At 32.9% G+C, this 15,313-nt stretch carries 16 protein-coding genes; 10 read left to right on the top strand and 6 right to left on the bottom strand.

The window, feature by feature from the left end; translation table 11 throughout:
• The first annotated feature begins 62 nt into the window (after nucleotides 1-62).
• From kapB to J5E45_RS11770, 9 genes are all read left to right on the top strand, one after another.
• Nucleotides 63-446: a sporulation phosphorelay system protein KapB gene (gene kapB, locus J5E45_RS11810; protein ID WP_232785955.1), complete on the top strand. Its 384-nt coding sequence runs from the start codon at nucleotides 63-65 to the stop codon at nucleotides 444-446.
• Between the two features lie 128 nt (nucleotides 447-574).
• Nucleotides 575-2,992: a Na+/H+ antiporter subunit A gene (locus J5E45_RS11805; RefSeq protein ID WP_069792463.1), complete on the top strand. Its 2,418-nt coding sequence runs from the start codon at nucleotides 575-577 to the stop codon at nucleotides 2,990-2,992.
• The gene (locus tag J5E45_RS11800) at nucleotides 2,973-3,401 is read left to right on the top strand and encodes a Na(+)/H(+) antiporter subunit B (protein ID WP_107548982.1); all 429 of its coding nucleotides are present in this window, start codon (nucleotides 2,973-2,975) and stop codon (nucleotides 3,399-3,401) included. Before J5E45_RS11805 ends, J5E45_RS11800 begins: the two co-directional genes overlap by 20 nt.
• Nucleotides 3,401-3,748: a Na+/H+ antiporter Mnh1 subunit C gene (gene mnhC1 / locus J5E45_RS11795; RefSeq protein ID WP_017722347.1), complete on the top strand. Its 348-nt coding sequence runs from the start codon at nucleotides 3,401-3,403 to the stop codon at nucleotides 3,746-3,748. The genes J5E45_RS11800 and mnhC1 overlap by 1 nt, the downstream gene beginning before the upstream one ends.
• On the top strand, nucleotides 3,735-5,231 hold the full coding sequence (gene mnhD1, locus J5E45_RS11790) for a Na+/H+ antiporter Mnh1 subunit D (protein ID WP_069792464.1): 1,497 nt from the start codon (nucleotides 3,735-3,737) through the stop codon (nucleotides 5,229-5,231). The genes mnhC1 and mnhD1 overlap by 14 nt, the downstream gene beginning before the upstream one ends.
• 1 nt (nucleotide 5,232) lies before the next feature.
• Nucleotides 5,233-5,712 carry a Na+/H+ antiporter subunit E gene (locus tag J5E45_RS11785; protein WP_039067824.1) on the top strand — a complete coding sequence of 160 codons (480 nt, stop codon included), beginning with the start codon at nucleotides 5,233-5,235 and terminating at the stop codon, nucleotides 5,710-5,712.
• Entirely contained in the window at nucleotides 5,712-6,005 is a 294-nt protein-coding gene (locus J5E45_RS11780; protein ID WP_039067825.1) for a Na(+)/H(+) antiporter subunit F1, read from the top strand. Before J5E45_RS11785 ends, J5E45_RS11780 begins: the two co-directional genes overlap by 1 nt.
• The gene (locus J5E45_RS11775) at nucleotides 5,983-6,339 is read left to right on the top strand and encodes a Na+/H+ antiporter subunit G1 (protein WP_039067827.1); all 357 of its coding nucleotides are present in this window, start codon (nucleotides 5,983-5,985) and stop codon (nucleotides 6,337-6,339) included. The genes J5E45_RS11780 and J5E45_RS11775 overlap by 23 nt, the downstream gene beginning before the upstream one ends.
• A 228-nt stretch (nucleotides 6,340-6,567) precedes the next feature.
• Nucleotides 6,568-7,773, top strand: coding sequence for a SidA/IucD/PvdA family monooxygenase (locus J5E45_RS11770; RefSeq protein ID WP_208182263.1), 1,206 nt, complete (start codon nucleotides 6,568-6,570; stop codon nucleotides 7,771-7,773).
• Nucleotides 7,774-7,913: 140 nt separating this feature from the next.
• Here J5E45_RS11770 and J5E45_RS11765 read toward each other — a convergent pair whose 3' ends face one another.
• From J5E45_RS11765 to J5E45_RS11740, 6 genes are all read right to left on the bottom strand, one after another.
• Nucleotides 7,914-8,291 (bottom strand): hotdog fold thioesterase, encoded by a 378-nt coding sequence (locus J5E45_RS11765; RefSeq protein ID WP_039067831.1) that lies wholly within the window; start codon nucleotides 8,289-8,291, stop codon nucleotides 7,914-7,916.
• Between the two features lie 29 nt (nucleotides 8,292-8,320).
• Complete coding sequence (locus J5E45_RS11760; protein WP_107548985.1) at nucleotides 8,321-9,637, bottom strand: Na+/H+ antiporter family protein; 1,317 nt, start codon at nucleotides 9,635-9,637, stop codon at nucleotides 8,321-8,323.
• 301 nt (nucleotides 9,638-9,938) lie between these two features.
• Nucleotides 9,939-11,417, bottom strand: a complete 1,479-nt coding sequence (locus tag J5E45_RS11755; protein WP_208182261.1) for a M17 family metallopeptidase — start codon at nucleotides 11,415-11,417, stop codon at nucleotides 9,939-9,941.
• Nucleotides 11,418-11,690: 273 nt separating this feature from the next.
• Nucleotides 11,691-12,899: an NAD(P)/FAD-dependent oxidoreductase gene (locus J5E45_RS11750; protein ID WP_039067834.1), complete on the bottom strand. Its 1,209-nt coding sequence runs from the start codon at nucleotides 12,897-12,899 to the stop codon at nucleotides 11,691-11,693.
• A gap of 236 nt (nucleotides 12,900-13,135) precedes the next feature.
• Nucleotides 13,136-13,495, bottom strand: coding sequence for a HesB/IscA family protein (locus J5E45_RS11745; protein ID WP_039067835.1), 360 nt, complete (start codon nucleotides 13,493-13,495; stop codon nucleotides 13,136-13,138).
• 13 nt (nucleotides 13,496-13,508) lie between these two features.
• The gene (locus tag J5E45_RS11740; protein WP_029377562.1) at nucleotides 13,509-13,745 is read right to left on the bottom strand and encodes a YuzB family protein; all 237 of its coding nucleotides are present in this window, start codon (nucleotides 13,743-13,745) and stop codon (nucleotides 13,509-13,511) included.
• Nucleotides 13,746-14,150: 405 nt separating this feature from the next.
• Between J5E45_RS11740 and J5E45_RS11735 the strand changes: the two genes are divergently transcribed.
• A complete protein-coding gene (locus J5E45_RS11735) occupies nucleotides 14,151-15,215 on the top strand; it encodes an NAD(P)/FAD-dependent oxidoreductase (protein ID WP_039067836.1) in 1,065 nt (354 codons plus the stop codon).
• Nucleotides 15,216-15,313: the final 98 nt, after the last annotated feature.

Raw genomic sequence — 15,313 nt, 5'->3', positions numbered from 1 at the left:
TTATTCTCCATTTCATGTTAAGATGATATATGTATTCTAACACAAAAGAAGGGATGTATTGAATTATGTTATACCGTTTTTCACATAAAACTGGCAGTTATGGCGTAACAATTAAAGAAGAGGATGAAAATAAAGTACTTGTTCAAGTTGAACAAGTGATTAATCACCCTAAACAAGGTGATTTACACAATCCTACAGAAACTGAAAATGTATTTTTCCATGAACGTAAAGCACTTAGTCATTACGAGAAGCGCTATACGACAAAATCACATCTTAGAGAATTCAATGTAGAACCTATGTCTTACATAGAATCTTTACAGAATGCAATATCTAAATTAGAAACTAAATTAAAAGCTCAAGATACATTGCATGCAACTATGTCGCTCAACAGTTTACAGCGTTTAAAACATGATTATTCCATTCAATATAAACAAAATTTTGAATAAAAATACCGTGTTTCTTCTTATTTAATAAAACATCTAACACAAGTGTTTCAAGGCTTCCTGACGTTTTTCAGAATAGTCCACTTCATGTATAATGGTTTTATAATACATTTTTAAAGGAGGATAAAATAATGAGTTTGTTACATATATCGGTGCTTTTGCCGTTAATATTCGCACTCATTATTCCAATTGTATATCGTTTTTATAAACGCGTACATTTAGGATGGTTTGTGTTACCTATCCCCGTCGTCTTATTTATATATTTCCTATCATATATTTCGGCAACCATGTCAGGAAATAACATAATGCAAAAAGCTAATTGGATGCCTCACTTCGGTATGAATTTCAATTTATACGTTGATGGTTTAGGCTTATTATTCAGTTTATTAATAACTGGTATAGGCAGTTTAATTGTACTTTATTCTATAAGTTATTTAAGTCGACAAGAGCAACTGGGAAATTTTTACTGTTATCTATTGCTCTTTATGGGTGCTATGTTAGGTGTCGTATTATCAGATAATTTAATTATCTTATATTTATTTTGGGAATTAACTTCATTTTCTAGTTTCCTGCTCATCTCATTTTGGCGTGATAAGCAAGCATCTATATATGGAGCTCAAAAATCCATGCTCGTTACAGTGTTTGGAGGATTGTCTCTTTTAGGTGGCATTATCTTGCTTTCCATAGCTGGCGGGACAACAAGTATTCAAGAATTGATTCAAAATGTTTCTGAAATTCAAACTAGCCCATTCTTTATTCTTTCAATGATTTTAGTTTTAATTGGGGCTATTACCAAATCGGCGCAATTTCCATTTTACATATGGTTACCAGATGCTATGGAAGCACCAACACCAGTAAGTGCTTACTTACACTCAGCAACAATGGTTAAAGCTGGTCTTTATTTAGTTGCACGAGTAACGCCAATTTTTGCTGTTTCACAAGGATGGATTTGGTCGGTAACTTTGATCGGTCTAATTACGTTATTATGGGCATCGTTTAATGCTACAAAACAGCAAGATTTAAAAGGTATCTTAGCATTTTCTACAGTTTCACAATTAGGTATGATTATGTCTATGCTAGGTATCGGAGCAGTTAGCTACCATTTTGAAGGTTCTGAAAGCCAACTTTATATTGCTGCATTTACTGCTGCTGTTTTCCATTTAATTAACCATGCAACTTTTAAAGGTGCATTATTTATGGTGACTGGTGCAATCGACCACTCTACAGGTACACGTGATGTAAATAAATTAGGCGGTTTATTAACTATCATGCCTATCTCGTTTACGATTACAATCATTACTTCATTAAGTATGGCTGGTATACCGCCATTTAATGGTTTTTTATCTAAAGAGTCATTTTTAGAAAGCATGATTGAAATTACAAACGTTAATATGTTTAGTTTAAATACGCTTGGCATATTAATACCGATAATCGCAATTATCGGTAGTGTATTTACATTTGTTTATTCTGTCAGATTTATTGGTCAAATCTTTTTAGGTAGTCACAAAGCTCATGAATTACCTAAAAAAGCTCATGAAGTGTCTATACTTATGCTTATTTCACCAGCGATTTTAGCTATTTTAGTTATTGTATTTGGTTTCTTCCCATCAATATTAACTGGCTCAATTATTGAACCAGCAGTAAGTGCAATTAGCCAAACTACAGGTACAACAGCAGAATTCCATATGTTCCATGGCTTTACACCAGCCTTTTTCTCTACAATAGGTATTTATGTTGTAGGTATTTTGCTCATTTTAACTTTTGGATATTGGATTCGTTTATTGCATTTACAACCTACCAAGCTCACATTAAATTACTGGTATGATAAATTTGGCGAAGTTACGCCAGGTTATTCAGGTAAATTTACTGACGCTTATGTGACTGGTTTTACGCGGAATAACTTAATCATTATATTTGCTTCATTAATAGTAATTACGTTAGTAACACTTTTAGTTACTCCGTTTAATATCGACTTTAAAGATGTAAGTGAAGTACGTCCATTTGAATTAATCATTGTAGTATTAATTATCACTGCTGCTTCTATGATTATATTTGCTAAATCTAGATTATTTAGTATTATCATGGCAAGTGCTGTAGGTTATTCTGTTGCTATATTCTTCATTTTCTTTAGTGCACCAGATTTAGCCCTTACACAATTTGTAGTTGAATCTATCTCAACAGCATTATTCTTATTATGTTTCTATCATTTACCTAATTTAAACAGACATAAAGAATCACGTTCTTTTAAATTAGTAAATATTGTTATTGCAGTCGGTGCAGGTATTGTCGTTACGGTGCTTGGTTTAATTGCTTATGGTAATAGACATTTCGGCTCTATCGCTGAATTTTACAAATCCAATGTTTATGACTTAGCTCATGGTACCAACATGGTTAACGTTATTCTTGTTGACTTCCGTGGTACCGATACGTTATTTGAATCTGCGGTACTTGGTATTGCTGGTTTAGGTGTTTATACAATGATTAAATTACGTACAAATAACAATAAAAATGATGAAGGAGGTAAAAACGTTGAACAGACAGAAAAATAATTTAATCTTTCAATATTCAGCTGTTGTTATCTTCTTTCTCATCGTGATGTTTGGTTTATATTTATTCTTAGCTGGACATTATACGCCAGGTGGCGGTTTCGTAGGAGGTTTATTACTTTCTAGTGCACTCGTGATTATTACAGTAGCTTTTGATATAAAAACGATGCGCAAAATTTTCCCTTGGGACTTTAAAAAATTAATCGGTATTGGCTTTTTCTTTTGTCTAGCTACGCCGATTGCGAGTTGGTTTTATCATAAAAACTTTTTCACGCATACACCATTTGAAATTCCATTAGTAATTTTAAAACCAGTGGAAATGCATACTGCTACATTTTTTGATTTAGGCGTATTATGCGCTGTTGTAGGTACAATAATGACTATAATATTAGCGATTGGAGAGAATGAGTAATGGAAATAGTTATGATTTTTGTTTGTGGTATTCTCACTGCAATGAGCGTCTATCTCATTCTTTCTAAAAGTTTGATACGCATTATTATTGGGACTACTTTACAAACTCATACAGCCAATTTATTTTTAATTACTATGGGTGGTCTTAAAAAAGGTGAAGTGCCTATTTATGAAAAAGGAATCACTTCATATGTAGATCCAATTCCACAGGCACTAATACTTACAGCTATAGTAATTTCGTTTTCTGTAACAGCATTTTTCTTAGTGTTAGCTTTTAGAAGTTATAAAGAATTAGGCACAGACAACGTAGAAAGTATGAAAGGAGTGCTAGACAATGATAGAGAGTAATCTCATTATTTCATTACTCGTCATACCAATGATTACTATTATCGCACTCATATTCATTGGTAAGCGCCCTAGGATAAAGCGCTACGTTGCCTTATCTGGTACAGCTATCACATTAATCTTTGCAATTATTAATTTCCAAAATGTACTTAAAGATGGTCCAATCACATTAGAATTAGGTTCATGGGACGCGCCTTATAGTATTGTCTTTGTTCTCGATATATTTAGCGCTTTACTCGTCATCACCAGCTTAATTATAACGATGTTAATCATCCTTTATTCCTATCAATCCGTAGGCATCGAGCGCGAAACATACTACTATTATTTCGCAGTAATGTTTATGGTTACAGGTATAATCGGGTCATTTATTACTGGAGATATTTTCAACTTATTTGTATTCTTTGAAGTCTTCCTATTATCTTCTTATATTTTGTTAGTTATAGGTGGGACTAAAATACAATTAAGCGAAACCATTAAATATGTACTTATCAACGTAACTTCATCAGCGTTCTTTGTTATAGCCGTAGCTATGCTCTACTCTGTAGTTGGCACTTTGAATTTAGCTGATATTAGCGAAAAGATCAGTCAATTACCTGCTGAAGATAGTGGCATAATAACAATCATATTTATTATGTTTATCTTTGTTTTCGCAACTAAAGCTGGTGCATTCCCAATGTACATTTGGTTGCCAGGTGCATACTATGCCCCACCGATTGCAATTATTGCATTCTTTGGTGCTTTATTAACAAAAGTAGGCGTGTATGCCATTGCAAGAACAGCTAGCCTATTCTTTAATGATTCATCTGATTTCTCGTTTTATACAATATTATTCTTGGCGTTACTTACGATTATTTTCGGGTGTGTCGGTGCAGTCAGCTATTTCGATACTAAAAAAATCATACTTTATAACATCGTAATTGCTGTAGGCGTTATCCTAGTTGGTATAGCGATGATGAATCAAGCAGGTATGATGGGTGCGATTTATTACACGCTACATGATATGTTAGTAAAAGCTGCCCTATTTTTCCTAATTGGTGTTATGTATAAAATTACTAAAACACATGATTTGCGTAAATATGGTGGACTGATTAAAGATTACCCAGTTTTAGGATGGACGTTCTTTATTGCTGCATTAAGTTTAGCAGGCATCCCGCCACTTAGTGGTTTTTATGGTAAGTTTTATATTGTACAAGCTACATTTGAAAAAGGATTTTACCTAAGTGGTATCGTTGTCTTACTTTCAAGTTTAGTAGTACTTTATTCTGTTATTCGTATTTTCTTATTAGGCTTTTTCGGAAAATCTGAAGGTTACCAAGTAAATCCTAAGCTGCAGTATAAAGGGATACTAACAATAGCAATCATTTCAGTCGTTATCTCAGTTGCTTTCGGACTTTCTGCAGATTGGTTACAACCAATTATTAAAGATGCTGCTGAGACATTCTACAATCCTAGTGTCTATAGGGACGCAGTATTGGGAGGTAAGTAATATGGCAGTTCAAATATTAGTGAATTTGATGCTTTCTGTATTTTGGTTATTTGTCACTGGCAGTTATACATTTAATAACTTTATTTTAGGTTACTTATTCGCACTTTTATTAGTTTACTTAATGCGTGGTGTATTACCAGGTAGATTCTATATCATCACTGTCTATAAAATTATAAAACTGTTCTTAGTATTTTTAATTGAATTAGTAAAAGCAAATATAGATGTTATTCGTATTGTTATTAAGCCAAAAATTGATAACGAACCAGCATTCTTTACGTACCATACAGATTTAAAAAATGACTGGCAAATCGCATTATTATCTAATTTAATCACACTAACACCAGGTACAATTGTGCTAGGTATTAGTGACGACCGTACTAAAATATATATACACAGTATCGATTTCACTACTAAAGAAGAAGAAATAGAAAGTATAAAAACATCCCTTGAAAAAGTGGTCAGAGAGGTAGGCGAAAATTAATGGACTATAACATTATATTGATTATTGCGTTGGTTATTGTTGCTTTATCAATGTTAGGTATGCTTGTTCGTGTAATTATCGGCCCTTCTCTCGCTGATAGGGTCGTTGCACTTGACGCCATGGGCATTCAACTTATGGCTATTGTTGCTTTATTTAGTATTTTCTTAGGTACAAAATATATGATTGTAGCCATTTTATTAATAGGTATTTTAGCTTTTCTTGGTACAGCAGTGTTTGCAAAATATATGGATAAAGGTAAGGTGATTGAAAATGATAACGACGATCGTCATTAGTATTGCACTTATCTTAGTCATATTGGGCTCACTTATTAGTGCCCTAGCCGCGATTGGCCTATTACGTTTAGACGATGTATACGCCAGAGCGCACGCAGCAGGAAAAGCAGCAACACTAGGTTCAATGCTATTAATTAGTGGCGTCTTTTTATACTTTATTGGTCGTGAAGGTTATGTAAATATGCAATTACTTGTGGGTATTTTGTTTATTTTAATAACTGGACCGTTAGCAAGCCATCTAATTATCAAATCAGCTTATAATTTACAAACACCTGCTTCTGAAAGAACGAAGCATGATGAAATTAAAGAAGATTTAAAAGATACAAAATTATAAAAGTAGTAAATTGGGATTTGATTAAACATATTTCCTATTTTCCTAATAATGTGTATAAAACACTTGTGGGAGAGACATGAACCATGTCTCTCCCACATTTTTTGCTTATTAAGTATTTCATGTTTCTTTCCCACTCATAATTTATTTGCAAAATCAGTTGTTATAAAGAACATTACATGATATATTAAATCGTAATAATTACGATTTAATATAAACAGGAGTGTTTTTATGACAACATGGACTATTATTGGTGGTGGATTACATGCAGTAACTATCGCTATTAAATTAAGATCTTTAGGTTTAAAGGCATCACAATTATCAATTATTGACCCAAACCCTAATTTATGTGCTCAATTTGATAATTTTTCACAACGTATTGATATGCCCTATTTACGTTCACCATGTGTACACCATGTGCACCCTAACCCTTTTCATTTAAATCAATATGCTAAAAAAATGCATTATACTAACGCTGCATATGGACAATACAAACGACCTAACCGAAATATGTTTATGAACCATACACATGATTTAATTCACTTATATCATTTAAATTCATGTCATATTCAAGGATATGTCAATGGCATTAAGAAAAGTAAACAACAATGGCACTTGCAATTGAACAATCAAAGCTGGATTAGTTCAGACCATGTAGTAGTTGCATTTGGTTGTAATCATGAAATATATGTTCCTAAACTATTTCAAAATCAACCTGACATTTCTCACATTTTTGAAAATGAACAAAATAGTTATACAAGTACATCGCATGTCGTTGGTAGCGGTATTTCTGCAGCCCATCTCACTTTAAGGCTTTTAAAGGAAAACAGTAATAACCAGATTCATTTATGGATGAATAAAACTATAGATGTCCATGACTTTGATGCAGATACTGGATGGCTAGGACCTAAAAATATGAAAAAATTTAGTGCTATGCAATCTTCTATTGATCGTTTAAACACAATTAAAAATGAGAGACATAAAGGATCTATGCCAAAAGAACTAGAATTAAGACTTAAAAAGTATATTAAAGATGGTCGTCTTAAAGTACATATTAACGAAATAACAGATATAGTTAATCACCATATTTGCACTGACACGTGTTGTATACATTACGACCGTATATTATTAGCTACAGGTTTTAAAGAAACGATTATGCAACAACCTTTAATCCAGCAATTAATAATGGAAAACCAAGCGTCAGTAAGCGCTTGTGGACTGCCTTCTATCACTCCATCTTTAGAATGGCTCCCTAATCTTTATGTAAGCGGTGGATTGGCTGATTTGGAGCTTGGACCATTTGCACGCAATATTATGGGAGGACGTGAAGCCTCATTAAGAATTGGTGAAGCTTTTGAACACAAACAGTACAACAAATCACAGCAGTACTATTATAATTGTGAATCCTTAAATATCAAACAAAGCATAGGACAATAAAGTATAAACACAATAACGAATTTTTTATCTTTCTATTCTAGATAAAGCATTTCATTATAATTAAAGATGTCACTGCTAATAAGACAAAAATAAAGGCAAGAATCGTCTCAACAGATGATTCTTGCCTTTATTGTTATGGATTAACGTTTTAATGGTTTTATAGCAATAGTTCCTCGCATTACACAAATTAATCTATCTTTATCATCTTTAATATCAATAGACCATACCTGTGTTGTTTTTCCTTCATGAATAATTGTAGCAGTTGCATATATAGTTCCTTCTGTAGTTGAACCTATATGGTTACCATTCATTTCTAAACCAAGTGGTACATACTGTTCAGTATCAATTAAATAAGCAGCTCCCATCGAACATGCCGTTTCACCAAGTGCTAGACTCGCACCTCCATGCAGATAGCCAAATGGCTGTTTTACTTTATCAGTCACAGGCATTGACATCACCATTAAACCACGTTCTTGTTTCACAACTTTAATATCTAACGCGTCTAACATATTAGCCATTGTGTCACCTCATTTTCTTTATATACCTTTTATAGTACCATAGCAGCAATTGTTCCAAAAATAATTAATGGAATATTGTAAAATAGGAAGTTAGGTATACAAGTATCTCTAATGTGGTCATGTTGTCCATCAACATCCAAGCCTGCAGTAGGACCAAGAGTAGAATCACTTGCTGGCGAACCTGAATCCCCTAATGCACTGGCTGTACCTATTAAAGCAATTAATGCCATTGTGCTTAATCCTAACGATTCTCCTAATGGCACAAATAACGTGGCGATGATTGGAATTGTAGCAAACGATGAACCAATACCTAATGTAACTACTAAACCAATAATGTACATCACTATAATGCTTACTAGTTTATTATTACCTATAACTCCACTTAACCCCTCTACAAGTCTATTAATGTCACCTGTTTCATTCATTACTCCCGCAAAGCCGTTAGCAGATAAAATAACTACACCAATAAAAGACATAATTTTTATACCTTCAACAAATTGTTTATCTAATTCTGTCCATTTATAAGCTCTTGAAATAAAGAATACAAGCACACCTGCTAACGCACCAAAAATCATAGAATCCGTTAGTAATTGCACTAAGAATGTAGCTATAATTGAAATAATAGTAACTACAAGAACGTATGGTTTAATTTCTATTTGACTATTATCTTTCGCTTCTTCATGCTGTATGTATTTTCTTGGCTTTCTATAATAAAAAATACCAGCAATCAATCCAAATACATAACCTAATGAAGGTATAATCATCGCTTTCCAAATCATGTCCATTTCAATTGGGTGATTTGCTTTGGTAAAACCATTCTGAATAATTTGGTGAAATATTTGACCAAAACCAAAAGGTAATAAGACATAAGGCCAACATAAACCAAATCCTATAATAATTGCTATCTGTCTTCTGTCTATATTTAGTTCATTAAACAAACTAATTAACGGTGGTATTACAATAGGAATAAACGCAATATGGACTGGTATTAAGTTCTGACTCATAATACTCATCACTAATAAAGCTAATATGATTATCACTTTCACTTTAATACGTGACATCTTGCTATTTTCAGCATGGATACCATTTATAATTTTATTCACTAAATAATCGGTAATTCCACTATAAGAAATAAGCGCTGCAAAACCACCAAGCAATGCATAACTTAGTGCTACTTCTGCACCATCTACAATATTCTTACCAAAAACAGACACGATATCTGAAACACTCATACCTGCAATTAATCCACCTACTAAGGCACTGATAAACAAACTGATCACTACATTTAATCTACATAAACATAAAATAATCATCAGTATCACTGCTATTACTACTGCATTTATCACAAAGCACAACTCCTTTACCACGTTATCGAACTAAAGCATTATGAGAACTATAATATCAATAACATGAGCACTTGTCAAACACCACAAATAATTTGTCCATGCATCTCATATTTTTCTTTTTAAAATGGTAGATATTTAATTTTTATAACTCTAAACACTAATAAACGCACGATTTATAGCACTTTCATTTTATCACTATTTGTGACTTGAAAATTCAAAAAAGCGGAAGTAAGAAATCAACTTTGTAATATTGATTTCTTACTTCCACTCTAAAAAAATATTTGTGTTAACATTTTCATAATTATTTTAAATTACGTAACCATTCTACTATAGTTGGAATTAAGTATCCTGTTGGACCTTTTGGACCTTTATACGTATTTTTATTGGTAGTTGCGGGGCCAGCTATGTCAAAATGCATATGAGGTGTTTCTCCTGCAAAATGATTAATAAAAGTTGCTGCAAATAAAGCTTTCCCTTGGCCATTAGTATGATTAACTAAGTCTGCAACATCACTATTTTTAATTAAGTTACGTTCAGTCGTTGTCATAGGTAATTCAAATACAAATTCATCTTTAGTCTGTGCATACTTAAGTATTGTTTGTAAGTGCTTTGTTGCATTTTGACTAAATACAGCAGCCTTGTCATCTCCTAAAGCTACAATGGCTGCACCTGTTAATGTTGCAAAATCTAAAATCACTTGTGGTTGGAATTGATTTGCGTAGAATACTGCATCACCTAGTACTAAGCGGCCTTCTGCATCTGTATTTAATACTTCAACCGATTCACCACTTAAAGCGGTATATACATCATCAGGTTTCATTGCAGCTTCATTTATCATATTTTCTGCTGCAGCAATAACACCGACAATATTTATTTTCAATTTAAGTTTGCGAGCAACTTCTATCATTCCTACGACGTTAGCAGAGCCACACATATCGAATTTCATCGTTTGCATGCCTACTTTTCCTTTTATAGAATAACCACCTGAATCATAAGTAATACCTTTACCTACTAAGGCAATAGGTGCTTCATCTGTTTCCCCACCATTATATGTTAATGTAATGACTCTTGACCCATGTTTAGAACCTTTACCTACTGCATGGATTAGACCAAATCCTTCATTTTGTAACGTCTCATGATCTTTAATATCGACATCTACTTCTGTCTCTTTAAAATGATCGTAAATAGAGTGTGCATAATACTCAGGCGTTAAAATGTTTGGTGGAATATTACTATAATCACGTGCTAAGTTTATTGAACTACCAATGATTTGACCTTCATCAATAGATTTCAGTATGTCATCATCGTTTGTATGTATATCTAATATTAGTTCATAAGGCGCAAGTTTATCTGTTTTATAATTATCAAATTGATAAATCGCACGATTACTTTGTTGCCCTAATATCTCTGCAACCATCTTCCTAGATAAAGCTTGTGTGTTAAATGTTTCTAATATGAATGAGGCTTGTGTAATACGATATTGTTGTAAATATTGAAACAGGTTGCCAAACGCTTTCAAATAATCACTATATGTCGCTATTTTAACATTACCTATACCGACAGTGATTAGTTTTGTGTATTCGTCACGAATTGTAAGCATTGTACTAGAAACTGTACCAACATTTGTACTGACAATTTGATTTTGTTTTAATAGCTTTAATTGCTCATTGATATTGTCTCCGTTAATAATGATGTCCCCTAGTTGATTTAAATGTTCAGGCAAACCAATAATTAACGTGTTTGTTGCTATTTCATTGCTATTTTTATGCTTAACTAACATAGAACATCTCTCCTTTATTAGTTTTAAGTGCTTTTAATACATTTTAATATGATACCCTCGAAAAGTTTAACAAAAAAGGCCGGACATAAACCATGTCTCGGCCTCAGGTATGTTTAGACAATAGTGACCGGAATAAAATATCTTACTCCTTGTCCCCTTATCATCTAAGTATTGGCGGGACAGTGAAATCATTATAGAATATGTTTTTCTATCCCGCTCCTTTAAAATTTTTCATCACTGTTAAGTGTATGAATTACATAATTAAATTATATATTAAAATTTACCTTTTTTGAATGCTAAACCGATACCGCCAAGTTTAAATACTGCACGTGTATCAATAACTTTCTTCATGAATGCTGCTTTTTTACCTTGGATATCTTTACCATAAACAACACCAACGCCATCATGTGCACCTAATGAACATACAGTACCACGATCAACGTAATCAAATTCTTGAGTTGGTTGACCTTCTAAAACATTTTTAATGTTTTTAGCAGTGTGTTCACCTTGTTGCATAGCGATTTGTGCTGTTGTTGGTAATGGACGTTCTTCTCCAGAAGGGATAAATGCAGAACAGTCACCAATAACAAAGATATCGTCATAACCTTCGATAGTTAAATCTTGTTTAGTTACAATACGTCCACGTTTTACGCCTTCGAATGATTCTTCCATCAATTTACTACCACGAACACCAGCCGCCCATACAACTGTATTAGCTTCTAATTGTTCTTCTTTATCGTTAACTTTTACCACAAAACCTTTTTCGTTAGCTGCAACAATTGGTGTACCAATTTTGAATTCTACACCTTTATCTTCTAAGTAACTTACCGCGTAGTTAACTAATTCGTCAGAGAACATTGGTAACATTTTAGGTGCAGCTTCAACGCAAGTGATTTTCACTTTGCTTTGCTCAACACCATATTTATTACATAATTCTGGAATTCTATCAGTTAATTCACCTAAGAATTCAACACCTGTAAATCCAGCGCCACCAACAATGATTGCTAAATCTTTATCATTTTTTTGTTTTGAAGACGCATAGTTAGCAAATTTATCTTCGATATGACGAGATAATTGACGAGCAGTTAATATGTTTTCAATTTGGAAAGCATGATCTTTCATACCTTTGATACCAAATGTTTCACTTTCAAAACCTAAACCTACAACTAAGATATCAAAGTCAAAGATTCCAGCATCTGTTTCAACTTTTTTCGCGTTGCGATCAATTTTAGTAACTTCTGCCTTAACAAAGTTAACTTTGTTTTTGTCTACAACACTTTCAACTGGATATAGTAAATCTTCATAGCTAAGAGTACCCGCTGAAGCCTCGTGTAACCACGTTGCTTCGTAGTGGTAATCATTTTTATTAATTAATGTAATTTCAGCTTCATCTGCTGAAATTTGCTTTTGTAATTTTGTAATAGTTTGTAAACCGGCATAACCAGCGCCTAGAACTAATACTTTCTTACGATCTTGAGCCATTTCATTCACCTAAGCTTTCTTAATTTTTTTGTTGCTATAGTCTTTTTCTATACCCCATTCACAATATAGTAATTCACAAAAAAGACATTTTTCATCCAATACTAATTTTATAGTTTTTACTGCTGATTTTCAAGCACCAACGACCATATTGTTTATTATTTCACATAAACGATTAAAAGACTATAGTTTACACTTATTTTAAGTGAACTATAGCCTTTACATTTAAATATTATAATTTAGCAATCTTCTGGTGATCCAGCAACTTTTGCAGTTCTAAATGAACTACCACAACCGCATGAAGCAATTGCATTAGGGTTGTCTATTTGGAAGCCACCGCCCATTAATGATTGTTTAAAATCAATCGTTGTGCCATCTAAAACTGGTTTATCGTATTTATCTATTAAAACTTTTAAACCATGAAACTCAAAGATTTCATCATTTTCAGCAGGTTCAGCTTCAGCAGACATACCATAAGTTAAACCAGTACAACCACCGCCGTTTACCTTAACTTTTAAATAACCATCTGCCATATCATTTTGCTGTAACATATCTTTAACTTCGTATGCAGCAGCTTCAGTCATTTCAATAATAGCCATTATTTTTACCTCCCTAAAAAATCCATGTTTCTTCTATATGTGCGTAAATTTTTTGTAATAAATCATCTGGCGAATCACCTTCAACGATATCACCATTCACTAATGCATACAACCCACTAGAACATATGCCACAATTTTGTAAACAACCGTATTCTAAGACGTCTACATCTGGGTCATTTTCAAGCTGATTATATACATAATCTCCACCCTTCGCTAAATTCGAAATGCAGAACTCGATTATTGGATTCATAATACACCCTCTCATAAAATATCAGTTAAGCAATTATAACAAAAAGGTTATTGTTATTTCTACATACTAGCTTATAAATTATCACTTGATAAATAATAGAAATAATATGCACTTCACTTTCAGAATACAATAGAGTTGCAGGCAATAATGTCCATTAAAATAAAACATATATTTTTAATAATTACAATTTGTCTTCTTTATTTGTAGTAACAAATAAAAAAGCATATAATAAATATAAGTAAGCTGATTATAGAAAATTGGTATATCGATGCAGGACGAAATATGATTTAACCACATTATATTTAATAACTTACATTGACGAGATAACAAGTTCAATTACCTACTATAAAAGTAAGTAATTGTATGTTTATGCTCAATACAATTTTTACTAGAGGGGTATCACAAATGAAAAATTTAGTATTATTAGGTGGCGGTTATGGAAATATGCGTATTATGTCACATATCTTACCATCTGCATTGCCTGAAAACTATACGATTACATTAATAGATCGTATGCCTTATCATGGTTTAAAACCAGAATTTTATGAATTAGCAGCTGGTACAAAATCAGATAAAGATATTCGTATGAATTTTCCTGATTCAGATAGAATCAATAATGTCTATGGAGAAATCAATGATATTAATTTAGAAGATCAAATTGTTTCTGTTGGTAACACAAAAGTAGACTATGATGAATTAGTTATTGGTTTAGGCTGTGAAGATAAGTATCATAATGTTCCTGGTGCAGAAGAATACACGCATAGTATTCAAACACTTTCTAAATCACGTGAGACTTTCCACCATTTAAGCGAACTACCAAATGGTGCCAAAGTAGGTATTGTCGGTGCCGGTTTAAGTGGTATTGAATTAGCTAGTGAATTAAGAGAAAGTCGTAAAGACCTTCAAATCTTCCTTTATGATAGAGGCGAACGTATTTTATGTCGTTTCCCTGAAAAACTTAGTAAGTATATTGAAAAATGGTTCAACGAACATGATGTAACAGTTGTTCCTAATTCTGATATTAATCGCGTGGAACCAGGTCGTATTTATAATAATGACGTACCTGAAGATGTGGATTTAATTGTCTGGACTGCTGGAATTCAACCAGTAGAATTAGTAAGAAATTTACCTATAGACATTAGTAAAAGCGGTCGTGTGATTTTAAACCAATATCACCAAGTCCCAACTTACAAAAACGTTTATGTCGTAGGTGACTGTGCAGACTTGCCACATGCGCCAAGTGCTCAACTAGCTGAAGCCCAAGGCGATCAAATTGCGGATGTTATGAAATTACAATGGCAAGGTAAACCACTACCTGAAAAAATGCCAGAAATCAAAATACAAGGTTTCCTCGGTTCTCTAGGAGATAAAAAAGGATTTGCTTATATTATGGATCGTACCGTTACAGGTCGCTTAGCTTCCATTTTAAAATCCGGTGTACTTTGGATGTATAAATATCATAACGGTTAATTAATGACTTTAGTAAATATAAACTAAATAAGTTAAGTTTATTGAAAGTCTGTTTTCATACTTATAAACCCAGGCGGCACCATCATTTGTTAATGGTG

Origin of the sequence: Staphylococcus shinii, assembly GCF_017583065.1 — a bacterium.
GTDB classification, from domain to species: domain Bacteria; phylum Bacillota; class Bacilli; order Staphylococcales; family Staphylococcaceae; genus Staphylococcus; species Staphylococcus shinii.
This window is presented reverse-complemented; position numbering and strand designations above follow the sequence as displayed.

Bases quoted from the DNA above. Each gene is read 5' to 3' on its own strand.
- J5E45_RS11770 (WP_208182263.1), top strand. From the start codon at position 6,568: ATGACAACATGGACTATTATTGGTGGTGGATTACATGCAGTAACTATC.
- J5E45_RS11735 (WP_039067836.1), top strand. From the start codon at position 14,151: ATGAAAAATTTAGTATTATTAGGTGGCGGTTATGGAAATATGCGTATT.
- J5E45_RS11755 (WP_208182261.1), bottom strand. From the start codon at position 11,417: ATGTTAGTTAAGCATAAAAATAGCAATGAAATAGCAACAAACACGTTA.
- J5E45_RS11765 (WP_039067831.1), bottom strand. From the start codon at position 8,291: ATGGCTAATATGTTAGACGCGTTAGATATTAAAGTTGTGAAACAAGAA.
- mnhD1 (WP_069792464.1), top strand. From the start codon at position 3,735: ATGATAGAGAGTAATCTCATTATTTCATTACTCGTCATACCAATGATT.
- J5E45_RS11775 (WP_039067827.1), top strand. From the start codon at position 5,983: ATGATAACGACGATCGTCATTAGTATTGCACTTATCTTAGTCATATTG.
- J5E45_RS11805 (WP_069792463.1), top strand. From the start codon at position 575: ATGAGTTTGTTACATATATCGGTGCTTTTGCCGTTAATATTCGCACTC.
- J5E45_RS11740 (WP_029377562.1), bottom strand. From the start codon at position 13,745: ATGAATCCAATAATCGAGTTCTGCATTTCGAATTTAGCGAAGGGTGGA.
- J5E45_RS11780 (WP_039067825.1), top strand. From the start codon at position 5,712: ATGGACTATAACATTATATTGATTATTGCGTTGGTTATTGTTGCTTTA.
- mnhC1 (WP_017722347.1), top strand. From the start codon at position 3,401: ATGGAAATAGTTATGATTTTTGTTTGTGGTATTCTCACTGCAATGAGC.
- J5E45_RS11745 (WP_039067835.1), bottom strand. From the start codon at position 13,495: ATGGCTATTATTGAAATGACTGAAGCTGCTGCATACGAAGTTAAAGAT.
- J5E45_RS11750 (WP_039067834.1), bottom strand. From the start codon at position 12,899: ATGGCTCAAGATCGTAAGAAAGTATTAGTTCTAGGCGCTGGTTATGCC.
- J5E45_RS11785 (WP_039067824.1), top strand. From the start codon at position 5,233: ATGGCAGTTCAAATATTAGTGAATTTGATGCTTTCTGTATTTTGGTTA.